Below are 19,212 nucleotides of genomic sequence, written 5' to 3'. Positions count from 1 at the left end.
AAATTTGGCTAGAAGTGGAAACTTTCATATTAACTATAAACAAGAAATTACTCTGCTTAATACAGTAAATCGAAAATTATTTGTAACGATGGCGATTATTTTTTCACTAGGATTGCCGCTGTTTTTAGGGAATTATTGGTTGAACACATTGAACTTTGCTTTGATTGCTGTAATAGGAGCTTTGGGATTAAATATTTTAACCGGATTGACAGGGTTAATTTCAATAGGGCATGGAGCATTTGTGGCTATTGGTGCATATGTGGCTGCGATTTTATCAAGTTATGGATTCTCATTTATACTCGTTCTCTTTTTAACTGCGATCATTACAATGTTATTTGGATTTATAGTGGGGTTGCCAGCATTAAGATTGGAAGGACTGTATTTAGCAGTATCAACTTTTGTTTTTCATTTTATTATTTTGTATGTCATTGCAAAGCTTTCCAATTTTACTGGTGGACATAATGGTATGAGCATAACTAAACCTGTAATTGGGTTTTGGGTTGTAAAAACACAGATAGAATTTTATTTTTTGATTATTCCCTTCGTCATTGTATTAATAATCTTGGCAGCTAATATAAAGTTTCGTAGTAAGTTGGGGAGAGCTCTTGTCGCCATTAGGGATAGTGATGTAGCAGCAGCAACAATGGGGATAAATTTGATTAAGTACAAAGTTTTAGCTTTTGGAATCTCATCATTTTATGCTGGTATTACGGGTTGTCTATTTGCATATTTGGTAGGTTTTATAAGTCCTGATCACTTTAGTATTGAGATGTCGATTGGGTATTTAGCAATGCTTATTGCAGGTGGTATGGGTACTATACCTGGAGCAGTTATTGGTGCTTTGTTTATCTCCATACTTCCAGAAGGTTTACGTATGGCAGTAAATTCCTTCAATGACTTAGTACCACAATTAACATCCATGTTTGCTTTGTTAAGTCAAAGTGTTTATGGACTAATTATTATACTGTTTCTGATGTTTGAACCAAAGGGATTATATGGGATTTGGAAAAATATTAAAGGAAAATTTGATTCTTTTCCATATAAGCACTCTTAGTAGATTGAATATTATGTTTATTTAGCAATCACTTATAAGAAATACTTGAAGGTAAGGCTGATAAGGATTGTTTTAAAATAAAAATGAAGTCAAAAGGTAGTTGACGACAATTTAAAACTAGAAAGTAAGGAGTGAAACTATGGTAAAACGATTGTGGATTGTCACTGTATTAATAACTCTTGTTGTCTTGTCAGCATGTTCAGGGGGAGGAAACAAAACTGCCAATGAATCTAGTAATAATGCGAGTCGAGGTATATCTGATCAAACTATTAATATTGGATTATTGGTGGACTTAACTGGCCCATATCAAGCTGCAGGCACCCAAATGGAAGTAGGGGTAAAGACGTACTTTGATTATATTAACAAAAATGGTGGAATAAATGGCAGACAACTGAAACTTTCTACTGAGGATAATGGTGCGAATCCAGCCACTACTGCAACTGCAATTAACAAACTAGTATTTAATGACGAGATTTTTGCATTAGCAGGTGTACAGGGGTCAGCTGCGTTTGCGGGAGCATATGATTTTATTGATGAAAATAAAGTCCCAACCTTTAGTTTAGGATTTTCATCCGTTAACCATATTCCACATCGACCTATGATTTTTAGCTCAGCTGTACCATATAGTCTGCAGGGAAGCAGAGTAATTAATTATATTGCAAAAGAATTAGACATATCTAAACCACAAATCGGTGTGTTATACCAAGACGATGACTTCGGTATAGATTTCTTAAATGGTGCAAAGGAAGAGGCAAAAGCATTGGGTGTAGAAATTATCGCTGAGGAAGCTTTCCCTAGGGGTGCTGAGGATATAAGTTCTCAAGTTACAAATCTGCAACGAAAGGGAGTAGAGCAGGTATTTGTCGCTGGTATTTATACTACTGCAGGTCAATTTATGAAAGAAGCAAATAAAATAGGTTATGACCCACTGGTGATAGGAACTGGACCTTCTCGTGGCGACCCATTCTTTGATATTGCAGGTAATACTGGTGAAGGGTATTTATTGGTTGATTATTTCGCGCCGCTTGATGATCCAGCATTGGATGAAATTAATGGGATTGTTTCAGAGTTTGCTCCAGGTGAAACGTTAAATAATAATATGATGTTTGGATTAGTAAATGCCATTACGTTAGTTGAAATATTAAAAGCAGTTGGGGACGACATCACTACTGAAAAATTTATTACACAAGCAGAAAGAATGTCAAATATTGATATGAAGGGATTAATGTCTAATTTATCCTTTAGTCCTGAGCGCCATTATGGACTTACTGAAACAAGAGTTTTTGAAAGTAATATTCCTGACAAAAGTTGGACACAAGTATCCGATCCAAAAGCACCTGAAACAACAGACATCAATCAAATTGGAAAATAAACATAGATAATGCACCCTTCCTTAGTATTTGTTCTAAGGAGGGTGCACCCAACTAAAATTGTGAACTTTAAACCATAAAGTTGGATTCTCCTGATTTTTCAGTTCATGAAATTGAAGAACAAACGATAACTTAGTAATCCATCAAAATTAGTGCATAAATTAAAACCAAATTAGTTGAAATGAGGAACTGTGGATGGACTTTGAATTGATCGTTGATTTCGATGATGTTGACTATGCAAGGGTAGTATATTTTGGTAGATATTACACTTATGCAGAAAAAGCAGAAGCTCAGATGCTTAGAAAATTTGGCTTATCAAACAAAGTATTATCAGAGGAATTTAATATTGGAACTCCTATTGTGTATAGCCAGTGTCATTATTTTCAACCTGCTAGATTGGAAGATAAACTAGTGGTTAATATTCAATTACAGGACTTATCAGATAAAGGTTTTAGTATTCATTTTGAGATTTTTAAAGAAGAGGATAAAACTTTGGTAAGGGGCAGAACAGACCATAGATTTATCGATATAACTAATTTTAAACCCATTAGAATACCTAATGATTTATATTTGAAGTTTTTACAAATCCAAAAAGAGGTGAATTATGCATGATAACAGTAAATGTAGCTCAAGGAAGATTTTTTGATGATTTAAAAATCGGCGATGAGTTTACTTCAACAATCACTTTGACAGAAACACATCTTGTTTTAGGAAGTGCCTTGTTAGGCGACTTTAACCCTGTACATGTTAATCAGTTATTTGTGGATCAGACAAAGTTTAAGCAGCGAATATTTCCCGGTCCCTTTACTCTTGGAGTAATGGCAAGCGCATTAGGAAACTATTTTTCAGGAACAGCAGTGGCTAATACAGATATTCAAGGGAAATTTACAAGCCCAGTTTACGCCAATGACACAATACAAACAAGATGGGTTGTAGATAAATTGACACTTAAAGAGAAGCTTCAGGCGGGATTTGTTCAATTAAAAGGATATTGTACGAACCAACATGAAGAAAGAGTAGTTGAAGCTTCTGCTGTCGTTTTGGTGAGAATCAAGTAATAACTACAGATGGAGACGTGTGATTAAATGGAAAAATCTATAGAAAGAAGGAAAAATAAAAAAAGCTCTAGGCGTATTGAGATTATAGAGCACGCTGCGAAAATTTTTCGTGAAAAAGGCTATAAAAATGCAACATTAAAAGACGTGGTAGAAGAATTACAAATAACTGCACCAGCTTTATATTATCATGTGAAAAACAAACAAGAAATATTATTTTTCATATATCAAAAAACCATGGATTTAGGTTTAGAAGCTATGAAACGAATTGTTAAAGAATCCAGTAGTCCAGATGAGAAATTGAAAAGAGCAATAAAGGAATATATCTACTTAGTTTCAAACAATATGGATATCTTTACTGTATTTTTTCAAGAAAAACACCAACTAACAGATGAACACTTTATCCTTATAACTGAGCAAGAAAAGAAATTTGTTAAACTCATTCAAGATATTTATAAGCAAGGTGTAAATAGTGGAGATTTTATCGAATTAGACCCTGTTATTGTAGTTAATGGAATTCTTGGGGCGTGTAGTTGGATTTATAAATGGTATGATCCGAACGAAAAAGTAGATATTGATAGTATAGTAGATATATTTTATCAAATGATATCAAACGGACTGAAACGATAAAGACATTTAACAAGGAGTAGGATTATGAAAAGAGTATCAATTATAGGTGTTGGTATGACCAGATTTGGCAGATACCCAGAATTAACGTTAAGGAACTTGACTCGACTATCAGTGGAACTAGCGTTGAAAGATGCAGACGTAGAAAAAAATGAAATTGAAGCAATATTTTTTGCTAATTCCATGGCAGGATTTATTACAGGGCAAGAATGTATCAGGGGGCAGGTTAGTTTTTGGGATTCGGGTTTGTCAGGGATACCAATTTACAATATTGAAAATGCCTGTGCAAGCGGGTCTACCGCTTTTAATTTAGCAAGTATGGCAGTTGAATTAGGTCAATATAATGCAGTTTTAGTTGTTGGAACGGAAAAGCTCTATCATGAAGAAAGAAAAAAAACCTTACTTGCTTTAGCAGCGGCAACAGATGTTGAAAAAACTCAAGCAGAACAAAACAACAGCGTGTTTATGGAATCGTATGCAAAAAAAGCAAAGAAATACATGGATCTATATGGAGCTAAACCGATACACTTAGCCAAAATAGCTAGTAAGAACCGGTTTCACGCTTCCTTAAATCCATTAGCACAATACAGAGATCGATTAAGTATAGAGGATATACTAGCTTCTCCTAAAGTAGTTGACCCATTGACTCGGTTCATGTGTTCTCCAATAGGAGATGGATCTGCGGCAATTGTGTTATCTAACCGTTCTGTTTCAAACCGAAAAAAAGTAAAGAAAGCAGTGAGTATTGCAGCCTCAGTCATACAATCGGGCTCGGCTAATCTTGGGAGTGGCAATAGTGCTGTCGAAAAAGCAGTTCAGAAAGCCTACGCAGTTGCCGGACTTGATCCTAGTGATGTTGATTTAGCTGAGGTTCATGATGCAACTTCTCCAGCAGAACTTCTTCTATATGAATCACTTGGGTTTGCAAAACAAGGAGAAGGTATTAGATTGATAGAAAATAGTGATACAACATTAGGAGGTATGATTCCTGTCAATACGAGCGGTGGGTTAGTATCGAAAGGGAATCCAAGCGGAGCCACAGGTGTGGCACAAATATGTGAGATTGTTTGGCAATTACGTGGGGATGCAGGAGAACGACAAGTACAAAATGCCAAGGTTGGATTAACACATAATTCAGGTGGTCGAATTGGTGAAGATTCTGCAGCTGTCGGTATCCATATATTTAAGATGTAATTTTAATTAACGTTAATTAAATATTTAGAGGAGGGGCTTTGAATGACTGTATCTGGCGATAAAACGCAAGAGTTTATTGAATATGTATCAAACGGCGGCAAGGTTGATGCTACAGATTGGATGCCTGAGGATTATAAAATTGAAGTTAGACGTGTAATGGGATTTCAAGCTTTGGCAGAAATTGTCGGTGGAATGATATTTTCTGAATGGATCCCTAAAAATCCATCCATTATTCGAAAAATGATGTACACGGCTAAATCCCAAGATGAAATGGGGCATGCGCATATCCTTATTCGATCTTGTGAAGATATGGGTTTATCAAGAGAGGAAATTGTTGAAGGGTATATAAGTGGGGAAAATAAATTATTAAATATTTTTCATTATGACTTCAAAACTTTTGAAGAAATGGTTTCCGGTATGTTGTTACAGAACACAGCAGCCATTGTTCAATTTCAGTCTTTAGTTAATACAAGTTTTCTTCCTTATCAAAGGTCTTTACGTAAAATCATGAAAGAAGAAGCATTTCATTATAATCTTGCAATTAATATGATTAAACAAATATCAAAAAACGGAACTCAGAAACAAAAGGATACGATTCAAGCTTCGATAGATTTATGGTTTCCAAGAATGTTAGCTTATTTTGGACCATCAGACCGAAACAAACCTAAGAATAAGGCACTGAAAATGAAAGTGAAAGTAGATTTTAACGATACGATTCGTGACAATTGGTTAAATAAAATTGTTCCATTAATTGAATCACTTGGATACCAAATTAATGACCCACAGTTATTGAAAGATAAAGAAACCGGATATTGGAGTTACACAATGCCAAATTGGGAAGAGGTCAAACATGTCTTAAAGGGGAATGGCCCATGTTCTGAATATTGGCGTAAGAAAGTTGAAACAAGTTACGAATCCTCACGCTGGATTAGAGAACTAATCAAAAAAATATAGTAAAGACGGTAGATAAGGAGGATGTAATCATGAATGGATTCAAAATTTATGAAGTGATTAGACATGAACAAGCCGAGAGAAACCCAGTACATGTTGGAAGTGTGCGTGCACCGAATGAAAGACTGGCTCTACACAGTGCACGCGAAATTTTTGCGCGGCGTGAAAACTGCTATAAATTAACTGTTATTGAAAGACATCAGTTTCATACGATTGAGGATTCAGAGTATTTAGGTTTAGCTAAAGACAAATCATACCGTCAAGCGACAGTAACATATTAACCATTATCACATATTAAAAAAAGGAGGAAAAAGTGATGAATATAAACCCTCTTATTAAACAATTTTTACTCGAATGGGCTGAAGATGAATTTTGGGTAGGACATTTAATGGCTAAAAAGGTATACGATTATGGTCCTGATTTAGAGGAAAATATCGCTATTGGCTCAATTTCTCAGGATGAAATGGGTCACTGCCGCATGCTGCTTCGTACAATTACAGAATCAAAATCAGAAAAAGAGATGGATAAGTTGATGTATGAGCGGTCACCCGAGAAGTTGCGTGTTTCCCATCTAGCTGAATACTGGTATGAATATGATTGGGTAAAATTAATAATCAAACAATTATTTTATGAGGTAGTCGATAATGAAAGATTTAAGTTTAGCAAAAAGCTCTCACTGCAGATAATTCTGAATATTTCGAACATAATGGAGAGAGAAGAATCTATACACCTCGAGCATTGGACAGAGTGGGCACTTATTATTTCAAAAGATGAAAAAGGAAGAATGAAGATACAAGAAACCGTCGATGAAATATATCCCCTTATTTCTGACTTTTTCTCAGGTACATTGTACAAAGAAATATCAGATAAATATTTGGATGTGCCTTCGAAGCCGGAAGATCTTTTATCACAGTCATTACAAAAAATAAACAAGATCTTGTCACTACTTAATGTAGACATTCCATATTCTGAAGAACAAATGATGGCTAAATTAGTACAAAAAGGCGGACGTAACGGTAATCACTCTGAAGGTTTTTCTCTATTGTACGATGAGTTAACCACAGTATACAGGGAAAGCCCTGATATGGTTTGGAGTTAATAGAAAGGAGTGGAATATGATGGAGTTATTATCTGTCGAAGTTAGAAAAAAACAAGTTAATGAGTTATTAGAAACAATAGATGACCCGGAATTGCCGATTAGTATTATGGACCTAGGAATTGTTAAAGATGTTATGGTTTCAAGTAAAACCATTCAAATTAGGCTCATACCTACCTTTTCAGGTTGTCCCGCATTAGAGTATATTGAGGATTTGGTTAAAAAAACGATAGAGAAGGAACATACAAATATAAATGTGCATGTAGAGTGGGACTTTAATGGTGATTGGGGTGCCGAGCTGATAAGTAAAAAAGGGGTTGAAAAACTTCAAGAATATGGAATCGCTGTTGCTTTGAACAATCAGGTGAACTGTCCATATTGTAATTCTGTTCATGCAGTTCAAGAGACGTTTTTTGGAACAACACTCTGTCGAGAAATTTATTATTGCAATACATGTAAAAATCCTTTTGAAAAAATGAAACACCTAAAAAAACCAAACGATTTACAATAACCATTTTCTTAAAATATTTTATAAAAATCTGTTTTTCTACTTTCCGATTGTTTGGCAGGATTATAGACTTGAAGTTTTTAAAACGTTTTTTTAACAAGTCTGTAGGATTCTAATTACCTAAATTCTTATAAATAAAGTAATAAGTGAGGTAATCGCTTGTCACATCCTTTCTTTAGGGTTTTTGGAGTCGTCTGATAATCTCACAATTATCCTAAATTAAGGGGTGACAATTTTTTATTTTAAAACCGTGGTTTATAGGATTCAATACCTATTCTATATAAAGTTTTGACAATTCGAGCTTCTGGTTGGGAGGATAAATGATGATAAAACAGAAATTTCCATGGGAAGAATTAATCGGCCAAGATAACCGTTTAAATATGTTTGTAAATGGTAAGTGGATAACAGCCGAATCTAATGAATGGGATCCAGTATACGATCCATCAACAAAAAATGTAATAGGTTATGTACCACAAGGTGGAAAAGTTGAGGCTGAACTAGCTGTTGATTCCGCATCTAAAGCATTTCCACTTTGGTCGGTTAAGAGCGGAAGAGAACGATCTAAATATTTGTTTAGACTAGCAAATCTGTTACGGAAAGAGTTGCTACCTATCGCTTCTTTATTATCGGCTGAAAGCGGAAAAACCTTACAGGAGGCTATTGGAGAAGTTAGGTCAGCAATTGCTTATATAAGTTGGTATACAGAAGAAGCTAAACGTATTTATGGTACGGTTATTCCTCCAGCAGACAGTGATAAGCGGATTTTTGTAATAAAACAACCAGTTGGAGTCGTAGCTTCTATTTGCCCATTTAATTTCCCTTTTGGAATAATAGCAAGAAAATTAGCTGCTTCAGTAGCTGCAGGTTGTACGTATGTAGCTAAACCTGCACCGGATACACCTCTATCTGCGATAATATTAGCCCAGTTAGTTAAAACAGCGGGTTTTCCAGATGGTGTTATAAATATTATTACTGGGAATGCTGAAGAAATTGGAAATGTCTTTTGTGAACATCCTGCCGTCCGGAAAATTACTTTTACCGGTTCAACAAACGTAGGTAGGCATCTCGCGGCTAAAGCAGCAAGCAATTTGAAGCAAACACAAATGGAATTAGGTGGTAACTCTCCATGCATCATATTTCCAGATATAGACCAAGAAAAAATCTTAGACTCGCTACTTTATGCTAAATTTCGAAATGCTGGGCAAATCTGTGGTTCACCAAACAGAATTTATGTACATGAATCAATTGCTGCTGAATTTTTTGATCGCTTTATGCAAAAAATCAATAAACTTAAAGTAGGCCCTAGTCACCATGAAGAGTCAACTGTTGGTCCATTAATCAACCAGCGTGCTGTTGAGAAAGTAGATAGATTAGTTAGTGATGCTATAAAGAAAGGGGCCAAAACCTATGTGTGCGGGGATGTTGTAAATGATGTAGACTTATCTGACGGTTATTATTATCGCCCTACGTTAATATGGAATGCAAATGAGGAAATGGATATTTGTAATGAGGAAACATTTGGCCCTGTAGGAACATTTTTGACGTTCAAGGACGAGGTAGAAGTAATAAAACGCGCAACAGCTACCCCCTATGGTTTAATGGCTTTTGTTTATTCTCAGGATATTACACGTGTATTACGTATTTCAGAAAAGCTAGAAGTTGGAAATGTTGGAGTTAACGGTGCTGTTTCTGCTTATATCGAATCTCCTTTCGGCGGTGTAAAAAATAGCGGTTGGGGTAGAGAAGGAGGTCAAGAAGGAATCAATGATTTCCTTGAAAGTGTGACCGTTGCTATACAATTATAATAGAACTAGAAGTTGACAACGTTGACTATTTTAACCTCATGTATAAGGCACATTCTTTTTTTGTATAGATAGTAGTTTTACATTATGTTAGATCACCGGAATTAAAGCTAGTTAAAAATTTAAGGTGGGGACAATAGATGATAAAAAATATATTAATAGTGGGTTCAGGAATAATGGGAAGAGGGATTGCTTATATATCTGCTGTTGCAGGCTTTAATACTACAGTGGTAGATGTAAAGCCAGTGGCATTAGACAGTGCAAAAGAAGAAATAGAAATAATTTTTGAAAGGGGGATTGAGCTTGGAAAATTATTAGAATCAGAGTCAATTTTAGCAAAAAATAGACTTTCTTTTTCTACAAATTTGGCTGAGGTAGCAAGAGAATCTGATTTAATTATCGAAGCTGTGACGGAAAAACATGAAATTAAAGAGTCTGTTTTTAAACAAATGGAAGAATATGCACCAGCACATTGTTACTTTGCTACAAATACATCAACAATGAGTCCTACATTAATTGCCTCTTATGGTAGGAGGCCAGAAAAAACAATTGCGATGCATTTTTTTAATCCAGTACATAAAATGCCACTTGTAGAAATTATTAGAGGTTTAGAAACCAGTGTTGAAACAACAGAAGTAATTAAGGAAGTTTCGAAAAAAATGGGAAAGGAGGTAGTAGTTATTAATGAGTTTCCTGGATTTGTGACAAGTAGAATTAGTGCACTCGTCGGAAATGAAGCATTCTACATGCTGCAAGAGGGAGTAGGAAAACCTGAAGAAATAGACAAAGCTATAAAACTGGGGCTTAATTTTCCTATGGGCCCATTTGAACTTGCAGACTTAGTCGGTCTTGATACCCGATTAAATAATTTAAGATACTTACATGAAAAACTAGGTGAAAAATATAGGCCAGCCCCATTATTAGAGCAATATGTCAGCGCTGGTAGACTAGGGAGGAAATCTGGCAAAGGTGTTTATGATTATAACTCTACAAGCAAGGAGGGAATTATAATTAATGAAAGAAGTAGTTATAGTTGATGCAGTTCGAACACCCATAGGACGGTACAAAGGTACGTTAAAAACTGTTCGCCCAGACGATTTAGGTGCCATTGTAATTAAGGCTCTTATTGAAAGGAATCCTAGTGTTCCACTTACAGAAATTGAAGAAGTTGTATTAGGAAATGCAAACCAAGCTGGAGAAGATAATCGTAATGTTGCAAGAATGTCATCCCTACTAGCAGATCTCCCTGTTGAGGTAGGTGGTACAACTCTTAATCGGTTGTGTGGCTCAGGTATGGATGCTGTGATTTACGCAGCTAGAGCAATTGCTTTAGGGGATGGGGATATTTTTATAGCAGGTGGAACCGAAAGTATGACCCGTTCTCCATATGTAATGGCTAAGCCTGATAAAGAATTTCCTAGAGGTTCCATGCAACTTAACGATACAACCATTGGTTGGAGATTTATAAATAAGAAACTAGAAGAAGTGTACGGAGCAGAATCAATGCCCAAAACCGCTGAAAATGTTGCGGAACGTTTTAATGTTACAAGGGAAGCACAAGATCAATTTGCATTACAAAGCCAATTAAAGGCAAAGAAAGCAATCGAAGAGAATCGGTTTGTTGATGAAATTGTACCTGTCAGTATTCGTGACGAGAAAGAGAATGAAATAATTGTAGAAAATGATGAGCATCCACGTCCTGAAATAACATTCGAAAAACTTTCTAAATTAAAGCCTATTTTTTCAGGTGGGACTGTAACTGCTGGAAATGCATCTGGAGTAAATGATGGAGCATCAGCTCTATTGTTAATGAGTGCGGAAAAGGCAGAGCAATTAGGGGTAAAACCCATGGCTCGATATGTTGTAGGTGCAACGGCAGGGTTAGAGCCCTCAATAATGGGGCTCGGGCCGATTTATGCTACAAGAAAAGCTATGATACGCAGTGGTCTATCTAAGGAACAAATAGGATTAATTGAATTAAATGAAGCCTTTGCGTCACAATCATTGGAATGCATTCGTCAATTAGAATTAGATCAAGGAATTGTAAACGTTAACGGGGGAGCAATCGCACTGGGTCATCCTCTAGGCGCAAGTGGGGCACGAATACTAACCACTCTACTACATGAAATGAAGAGAAGGAAAGTGAAATACGGACTTGCTACTATGTGTGTTGGAGTTGGTCAGGGAATAGCTGTAATTGTTGAAAATAAACAGACGATAATTTGACGTTTCAAATTGTTAGTTTTATATAAAAGAATAATAAGAGAATTGAAATGAGATATTAAGCTAATATACATTGCCATATCGTTATCAAGAGGGTATTCGTGAAATATTATATGTATTTAAAAAGGCTTGGGTCTTATTACAATGTACCCTATAGAGCAGACATTTTAAAAAAAGTCTACCTATTAAACTGCACCCTAATTGTTAGAGACAAAGACTAACAATTGGAGGTGATGTTAGTATAGTTCCATGGACACAGCTTAGTTAAGTAGTTACAATCAGTAACTAAGGAGGATGTGTCCGATGAAACAAAGAAATTATAATGATGATTTCAAAAAAACAGTAGTTGACCTATATCACTCTGGCAGTTCAGTGAAAGATTTAAGTAGCGAATTTTGCGTATCGTAAGTAACTATTTATAAATGGATTAAGAGCTTTACCCCTATTGAAGGACCCCAGGGTAAGGAGATTACTCCTAAAGAAATTGATGATATTCAAAAGGAAAACCTCCGTCTTAAACATGAGCTTGAAATCTTAAAAAATGCTATGGCCATATTCGCGAGAAAGTAAGTGACGCTGAACTTACAGAATTTATTGAAGAACATAAAATGGACTACTCTGTTAAGAAAATGTGTGAAACACTTGGTATGCCTAAAAGTTCTTACTATCAATCGTTAAGCAAAACGGAATCAAATCGTGATCGTGAAAATCGAGAATTAACCGAAAAAATCAAGGAAATTCATAAGGAAAACAAAGGACGATATGGAGCACCGAAAATCCAGGATCGACTTGGCAATATGGGCTATATAGCTAGTATTAAACGTGTTCAACGATTAATGTCAGTCGCTGGTATCCGTTCGATAACAGTTAAGAAGTTTCGTCCTACCCCAAGTAAAGGAAACGTAGTAGAGCGTGAAAATGTCTTAAAAAAAGAGATTTTTCTACTACTACTATCAATGAAAAGTGGGTTGGCGACATTACGTATATTCATACGCTTAAAGATGGATGGTGCTATTTAGCATCTGTATTAGATTTGCATTCCAAAAAGGTTATCGGGTATTCTTTTTCACGTTCAAAGACAACAGATTTGATAGAAAAGGCTTTAAAAAATGCCTATATCACACAAAAACCAGGTGATGATGTTATCTTTCATTCAGATTTGGGTTCACAGTATACAAGCGAAGATTTTGCTAAAAAGATACAATCTTATCACAAGACACATTCCTTTAGTTATAAGGGTAGTCCTTATGACAACGCTTGTATTGAATCTTTTCATGCGATCCTAAAAAAAGAAGAAGTTAACCATGTTCAATATATAGATTTTGAAACTGCGAGAATAGCGTTATTTCAATACATTGAAGGCTGGTATAACCGCAAAAGGATTCATGGCAGCCTCGGCTATAAAACCCCACAAGAGATTGAAAACAATATCAGGCTCTCGGCGTAGTCTCAAGATGTCGCTTGTGCACCGCTTTACATGGAGGGTCGGCATGATAGCCTTGGCTGGCGAAGCCGATGGTGTGCCATCTGGTTTCTCGGCGGGAAGATCATGCCCGCGGAGGCTCCATGTCAAGCGCCATGGCCCAACTTATTTTTCGAGGGGCAGTCACTATTTATAATATTAACTTTCTTGTGTCCAAAATTTTGACGTAGATCCAGAGGTGCGGTTTTTTATATGGTTAAATTTACATTAGAAGAAAAATTTAATGCAGTAAAAGGCTTGTTGCAAATCCATAGGAATTGACCTCCAAAAAATGAAATTATTTGGACGCACCTTGTCATTTAATCCCGACCCTAGGAGTTATCAGAACGGTACCGGAAGTTATCCGGACGCTCCAGCACATTATCGTCAAGTTAGGGGGAGCCAACTCCACAATATCCATTACTATAGGAAGTTAAGTCATTTGTTATTGTTCGGATGCAGTTTGAAACTAGTTTACATAATATCTATTAGATTTCGACAAGAATCGACTTATTTTTCACTTCCTATAATTATTAGAGCGGGATAGGGAATTAATAGGTGTGTCATAGGGAGTTATGTTTATCTAAACATAACTCTTTTTATTATGTCTATTGGGGAATAGTTTTAAACAATTTCTACAAAAAAATAAGTAATTAAAATACTTATAGAAATTTATTAGATTAGAGGCAAACAGTTAAAAGAGGTTTTATAAGCTTCTATAATTTTAACTTACTCATTATATTTAAAAAGCACTACAGATAGTATCTAAAATTACTTTTATTGAATGTATTAGATTTATATTACTATTTTACAAAACATAAGTAAATAAGAAGGAAAGGCCTTTTTTCTCCTTATTTAACTATGTACACCAATAATTAGAGGTAATGATCATAGTAATGAATTTAGACACAAATTTTCTACTGTGCCTTTACTTACTGGCCTTAAAAAAATAATATTCTTACCTTTATTATGAAGCTTAAACTAAGATACTTATACTACATAAGTACGCTTAAATTATTTGGTATAGTGAGAACTATTTATTGAATCGAAAAAAATTTCTTGAAAAGTAGTTTTTTCGAAAAAAATTTCTTGCTCAAATTATCTGAATAGAGTTATAATTTAAAATAAATAAAGAGATAGGATGAATCAATATGAAAGATACTAAAAATATACAGGACAAAACCGATTCAGATGGTTTATCAGTCCAAACACTTATTCAAAGTAACTATGGAGGATTAAGTCTGACGGAGAAAAGAATTGCAGATCTTATATTACATTCGCCTGAAAAAATTATTTATAATACCGTCACATTAATTTCGGAAGAATTGCAGATCGCACAATCAACGGTAACAAGATTTTGTCGTTCCATTGGATTAAGAGGGTTCCAAGATTTAAAGATTCGATTAGCCCAAGATTTAGAGCGACAGGAATCCACACAAGAAAATGAGGAGGATTTAAGTTTTTCGCAAAAATTTGCGCATATTTGTTCGAAAAGTGTTCGTGATGCTTCTTTAAGTCTTGATGAACCCTCAATAAAACAAGCGGTTGACATGATTGCAACAGCTAATAAGATAGCCATTTTTGGTGTAGGAGAATCAGGACCAATGGCATTATTGTTAAAAATTAAGTTAATGGGGCTTGGACTAACAGTCGATGCCCAAATGGATAGTCATTTGCAATCAATCTCCGCAGCTCATTTAAATCAAAATGATATCGCGATTGGTATATCCCAGCAAGGAAGTACAAGAGATATTGTAAAAATTCTTGATTCAGTACAGCAAACAGGGGCTAAAACGATATGTATTACGGGTCATGGAAAATCACCTATTACAGAAGTATCTGATATCGCTTTGGTTTGTGTGAATAGAAAGTTAACGAACTTCAAAGAGGTGGAAAGTTTTAAAAGTAAAACATCTATTCTATACGTAATTGAACTTCTCACTGTCATTCTAACGATGAAGCTAAATAATCAGTCACCAGCTTCTAAGAAGAGCTTATGGAAAACGACTGAATCCATTTTAGATAAATTGTATTAAAAAAGAAAGGAGTATGTAACATGATTGAATTATTGAAAAAGAAGTTAATTGTTTCATGCCAAGCTTGGCCTGGAACTCCATTTTATGGTGATCCACGACTAATTCGCGCCATGGCTGAAAGCGCATACATTGGAGGTGCCGGTGGAATTAGAGCCAATGGGGTAGATGACATTCAAGAAATTAAGAAAAATGTGCCACTACCGATAATAGGTATTTATAAATTACCAGATAAAAGAGGTAAAACAGTCATCACTCCTGATTTTGAAAGTGCTCAAAAGATAGCAGATGCAGGATCTGACATTATAGCAATAGACGCTTCTATAGAGGCAAGGCCTGACATCGAAGAACTGCAGCAATTCATTTATAAAATCAAAACAGAATTAAGAATGCCTGTGATGGCTGATATCTCAGATCTAGATGAAGCTATTAGGGCAGAAGCTAGTGGAGTCGATATTGTTGCAACGACCATGGCGGGATATACACCATATTCAAAAAAGACGGACGGGCCAGATTTAGACTTGTTAGAAAGTATCGTGAAAAAGGTAAAAATACCCGTTATTGGAGAAGGAAGATTTTCAAAACCAGAGGAAGTTAATGAAGCTATTAATGTTAGAAGAGCTCACAGTGTTGTAATTGGAACATCTATTACTGCCCCTTGGGAAATTACGAATCGCTTTGTTCGTGCCATATAGCATTTAAATCTTATACAGCTAAGGGGTGAAAGTATGTTCATACTTGGTATCGATGCTGGTCAAACTTCTACAAAATCCTGTCTTTATAATCATGAAGATGGAACTTTTCAATTTGCAAAAGGTCCTTCTATTGATCACATGCTAACCGATAAAGGACAGTTTAAATCAAAGCAGGGTATTCAGCAATCGATTAAAGAGCTATTAAGTCAAATGACTACACGCATTGATTTAATCAAGATTGCTTTTGTGAGTATTAGCGGTATTCATAAAGAACATGAAAGTCTAGTATCCAGCTGGATTCTTGAATGTATAAATGTTGAAAATATTATCATTGAGGGTGATGTCAAAGCCAATTTGGCAGGTGCCTCTTCTGGTAAAAATGATGGCATTCTTGTGATTGCAGGTGGTGGAAGCATTGCTTATTGCTTTAATGATACTAAAGAGTATGTTGCTGGTGGGTACGGTCATATTTTGGGAGATGAAGGTAGTGCATATTGGATAGGGTTAAAAGCCATTAAAGCAGCTATCAAACATATTGAATATCGAGGCATTCCTACCAAATTAACAGATGAAATCCTTCATATTTTTAGGGAGGATTCCTATTGGGGAATCAAAAAGAAAATCCACGGTCATTTCATAGATCGAAGTGATATCTCAAACTTGTCACTACTAGTAGAGAGATTAGCGAATGAAGGGGATATTGCATCACAAAATATATTAAAGGCTGCGGGTTCAGAGCTTGGTGAATTAATCATTTCAATTATAAAACAACTGGAAGATGACGGATTATATGGAGAGGTTTTAAAAATATATCCTACCGGTGGTGTCTTTAATTCTCAAGCATGGGTGTTAACTAGTTTAAAAGAGAAAGTTGAGGAATATAGAAATTCTGCTCAAATCTGTTTACCAAAGTATCCACCAATAATAGGTACAATCATTTTAGCAGGGGAGGTTTTAAATATGGATATTAAATTTGATGCTATTAATTCTAAAGGAGAGGATATCAAATATGAGTCTAAACGCTGAAAATATTTACAGTTCTATATTAAACATTTGCCAAGAAGTTAAGGAAAAAGAAATGGATAATATCCGACGAGCTTCAAAATTATTAGCTGAAAGGTTATTAGAAGATGGAATTATTCATGTTTTCGGAGCAGGACATTCTAGATCATTTGGAATGGAAATGTGTGGAAGGGCTGGAGGATTAGCCCCGATGAAACTTGTTGGTCTTGAAGATATTGCAGCAAGAGATAACGACTCTATTAATTTAGTCGAATTGGAGCGGAGTCCTAAAACAGCAAATCGATTATTAGAGATTCATGATGTACACCCAGAAGATGCTTTCCTCATTGTTTCGAATTCTGGTAGAAATGGATCTTCAGTTGAATTAGCATTGGAATGTAAGAATAGAGGTATTCCAGTCATTGCTGTAACTTCCCTAAAACATTCAAAAAACACAACAAGTCGACACCATAGCGGGAAGAAGTTATATGAAGTAGCAGATATTGTTATTGATAATCACTGTCCATATGGGGATGTACTCTTAGAAATTCCTAAGTATGAGTTTAAAACCGGTTCTGCCTCTACTGTTGTTGGAACTTTAATTGCACAATCCCTTACAGTAGAAATAATAAATCTATTTCTAGAAAGTAATCAAGCCCCTCCGGTCTTTATAAGTGCAAATGTAGATGGTGGGGATGAACATAACAAAAATATTATAAAGAAATACGAAAAAAGAAATATAACTTATTAAAAATATGGGGGGTTTAAATATGTTTGGTAAGCAAGATCATTTATGGGGAAAAATGATTATTAGTTTTACATTCCTGTTATTGTTCGTTGCTGGTTGCAGTTCGGAGGAAACAAATAAGGATAATAAAAGTAAAGATGAGAGTGCAGAAATTGTATTCTGGCATTATCTTAATGACCGTCATGATCTATTAAAAGGATTTGCTGAAGACTTTGAAGCAGAAACTGGAACAAAAGTTGATGTTCAACTTTTCGGTGGTGATGGATTTAAGCAAAAAATTATTGCAGCCGCCCAAACAGATTCATTACCAGATTTAATGACTTATTCCGGTGGAGCTGGAGACCTAGCTCAGTTAGTTGAAACCAATAGTGTACTTGAGTTGAGCAAAGAAATGGAGGATGTGCTAGGAAACTTCCCAGAAACATTGGTTAAAACATTTAGTTTTCAAGAGGGAAATCCTTTTGAGGTAACTAATTATGGAACTTATGCCATTCCGATGGATGCAAATAATATGCAATTTATCTACAATACAGATTTATTTGCTAAAGCGGGAATTACAGAAGCTCCTAAAACATGGGATGAATTTATTGATGCTATCGATAAACTCAATGCAGCTAGCATTACTCCATTTGCAACCGGTATGGGGTCATGGGTAATTGACCCTATTTTGAATCCCTATGAGTTAGCTTTTCTAGGTCAAGACAAATTATTTAAAATCAAACAAGGAGAAGAACCAGTAATAGGATCCGATTATATAAAAGTGTTAGAGTTGTTTGAAGAATTGTATGAACATGATGCATTTGCGGAGGGTATAGCCACAATGGATTTACCAGCAGCTGAACAAATGTTTGTAAATGGTGAAGTGGCGATGATTTTTGATGGTTCATGGGGAATTGGTGTATTTAATCAAATGAACCCAGAATTTAAAAATTATGATGTTTTCATGCCTCCTGTACCATCAGATGCACAATATGATATCAAGATTACCGGAGGAATAGGTGTTCCACTTGTAGTAAGTAATAATACAAAACACAAAGAAGAAACAATAGAATTTGTGAAGTATTTAGTAGCGAAAGAACAACAAGAAACTTATGCAAAAGAAAGCTTTAACTTACCTGCAAATCTAGAAGTTGCTCAATCAGATGATGGGATGTCATCTGCTTTACGTAATTTCTCATTAGGAATGGAGCACGTTTTTGAATCTCCAGGTGTTTATAAAAATCCAAATGCTGCCACTGTTTTACAAAAAGGGATTCAACTTATTGTAATTGGTGAAGCAACACCAGAAGAAGTGTTAGAGGATTTAGCAACAGAGATAAAAAAAGGAGAGTAAGGAGGTAGTAAATAAAGATTACGGGTTTGTAGTTTACACAAACCCGTTTTCTGGAGGGG

General features: G+C 35.4%; 18 protein-coding genes and 1 pseudogene. All 19 read left to right on the top strand.

Going from position 1 to position 19,212, the window contains the following annotated elements; genetic code table 11:
• Positions 1 to 4: 4 nt before the first annotated feature.
• The 19 genes and pseudogenes from V7138_RS07560 to V7138_RS07470 all read left to right on the top strand — a co-directional run bounded on the left by V7138_RS07560 (position 5) and on the right by V7138_RS07470 (position 19,153).
• Positions 5 to 1,054 carry a branched-chain amino acid ABC transporter permease gene (locus V7138_RS07560; protein WP_335395627.1) on the top strand — a complete coding sequence of 350 codons (1,050 nt, stop codon included), beginning with the start codon at positions 5 to 7 and terminating at the stop codon, positions 1,052 to 1,054.
• Positions 1,055 to 1,193: 139 nt separating this feature from the next.
• Complete coding sequence (locus V7138_RS07555; RefSeq protein WP_335395624.1) at positions 1,194 to 2,426, top strand: ABC transporter substrate-binding protein; 1,233 nt, start codon at positions 1,194 to 1,196, stop codon at positions 2,424 to 2,426.
• A 193-nt stretch (positions 2,427 to 2,619) separates the two neighbouring features.
• The gene (locus tag V7138_RS07550) at positions 2,620 to 3,036 is read left to right on the top strand and encodes an acyl-CoA thioesterase (RefSeq protein ID WP_335395621.1); all 417 of its coding nucleotides are present in this window, start codon (positions 2,620 to 2,622) and stop codon (positions 3,034 to 3,036) included.
• The gene (locus V7138_RS07545; RefSeq protein ID WP_335395618.1) at positions 3,033 to 3,482 is read left to right on the top strand and encodes a MaoC family dehydratase; all 450 of its coding nucleotides are present in this window, start codon (positions 3,033 to 3,035) and stop codon (positions 3,480 to 3,482) included. The genes V7138_RS07550 and V7138_RS07545 overlap by 4 nt, the downstream gene beginning before the upstream one ends.
• Positions 3,483 to 3,509: 27 nt before the next feature.
• Entirely contained in the window at positions 3,510 to 4,109 is a 600-nt protein-coding gene (locus tag V7138_RS07540) for a TetR/AcrR family transcriptional regulator (protein ID WP_335395616.1), read from the top strand.
• Positions 4,110 to 4,133: 24 nt separating this feature from the next.
• Positions 4,134 to 5,300, top strand: coding sequence for a thiolase family protein (locus V7138_RS07535; protein WP_335395613.1), 1,167 nt, complete (start codon positions 4,134 to 4,136; stop codon positions 5,298 to 5,300).
• 42 nt (positions 5,301 to 5,342) lie between these two features.
• On the top strand, positions 5,343 to 6,254 hold the full coding sequence (locus V7138_RS07530) for a Phenylacetic acid catabolic protein (protein ID WP_335395611.1): 912 nt from the start codon (positions 5,343 to 5,345) through the stop codon (positions 6,252 to 6,254).
• A gap of 29 nt (positions 6,255 to 6,283) precedes the next feature.
• Positions 6,284 to 6,532 (top strand): hypothetical protein, encoded by a 249-nt coding sequence (locus V7138_RS07525; protein ID WP_335395608.1) that lies wholly within the window; start codon positions 6,284 to 6,286, stop codon positions 6,530 to 6,532.
• 35 nt (positions 6,533 to 6,567) lie between these two features.
• Entirely contained in the window at positions 6,568 to 7,350 is a 783-nt protein-coding gene (locus V7138_RS07520; RefSeq protein WP_335395606.1) for a Phenylacetic acid catabolic protein, read from the top strand.
• A 19-nt stretch (positions 7,351 to 7,369) separates the two neighbouring features.
• Positions 7,370 to 7,858 carry a 1,2-phenylacetyl-CoA epoxidase subunit PaaD gene (gene paaD / locus V7138_RS07515; protein WP_335395604.1) on the top strand — a complete coding sequence of 163 codons (489 nt, stop codon included), beginning with the start codon at positions 7,370 to 7,372 and terminating at the stop codon, positions 7,856 to 7,858.
• A 320-nt stretch (positions 7,859 to 8,178) separates the two neighbouring features.
• On the top strand, positions 8,179 to 9,660 hold the full coding sequence (locus tag V7138_RS07510; protein ID WP_335395603.1) for an NAD-dependent succinate-semialdehyde dehydrogenase: 1,482 nt from the start codon (positions 8,179 to 8,181) through the stop codon (positions 9,658 to 9,660).
• 137 nt (positions 9,661 to 9,797) lie between these two features.
• Positions 9,798 to 10,694 (top strand): 3-hydroxyacyl-CoA dehydrogenase, encoded by an 897-nt coding sequence (locus V7138_RS07505; RefSeq protein WP_335395600.1) that lies wholly within the window; start codon positions 9,798 to 9,800, stop codon positions 10,692 to 10,694.
• Positions 10,672 to 11,883, top strand: coding sequence for an acetyl-CoA C-acyltransferase (locus tag V7138_RS07500; protein WP_335395599.1), 1,212 nt, complete (start codon positions 10,672 to 10,674; stop codon positions 11,881 to 11,883). Before V7138_RS07505 ends, V7138_RS07500 begins: the two co-directional genes overlap by 23 nt.
• A 300-nt stretch (positions 11,884 to 12,183) precedes the next feature.
• Positions 12,184 to 13,327: pseudogene (locus V7138_RS07495) on the top strand (IS3 family transposase).
• Between the two features lie 1,166 nt (positions 13,328 to 14,493).
• Positions 14,494 to 15,378: a MurR/RpiR family transcriptional regulator gene (locus V7138_RS07490; RefSeq protein WP_335395596.1), complete on the top strand. Its 885-nt coding sequence runs from the start codon at positions 14,494 to 14,496 to the stop codon at positions 15,376 to 15,378.
• Between the two features lie 20 nt (positions 15,379 to 15,398).
• A complete protein-coding gene (locus V7138_RS07485) occupies positions 15,399 to 16,070 on the top strand; it encodes an N-acetylmannosamine-6-phosphate 2-epimerase (protein ID WP_335395593.1) in 672 nt (223 codons plus the stop codon).
• 33 nt (positions 16,071 to 16,103) lie between these two features.
• Positions 16,104 to 17,096, top strand: a complete 993-nt coding sequence (locus tag V7138_RS07480) for a BadF/BadG/BcrA/BcrD ATPase family protein (protein WP_335395591.1) — start codon at positions 16,104 to 16,106, stop codon at positions 17,094 to 17,096.
• Positions 17,080 to 17,823 (top strand): SIS domain-containing protein, encoded by a 744-nt coding sequence (locus V7138_RS07475; protein WP_335395589.1) that lies wholly within the window; start codon positions 17,080 to 17,082, stop codon positions 17,821 to 17,823. Before V7138_RS07480 ends, V7138_RS07475 begins: the two co-directional genes overlap by 17 nt.
• A 19-nt stretch (positions 17,824 to 17,842) precedes the next feature.
• Positions 17,843 to 19,153 (top strand): ABC transporter substrate-binding protein, encoded by a 1,311-nt coding sequence (locus V7138_RS07470; RefSeq protein WP_335395587.1) that lies wholly within the window; start codon positions 17,843 to 17,845, stop codon positions 19,151 to 19,153.
• Positions 19,154 to 19,212: the final 59 nt, after the last annotated feature.

The organism is Bacillus sp. JJ1533 (assembly GCF_036965045.1).
Taxonomy (GTDB): Bacteria; Bacillota; Bacilli; order Bacillales; family Bacillaceae_L; genus Ferdinandcohnia.
Note: the sequence above shows the minus strand (reverse complement) of the source record. Positions and strands in the feature narration are given on the sequence as shown.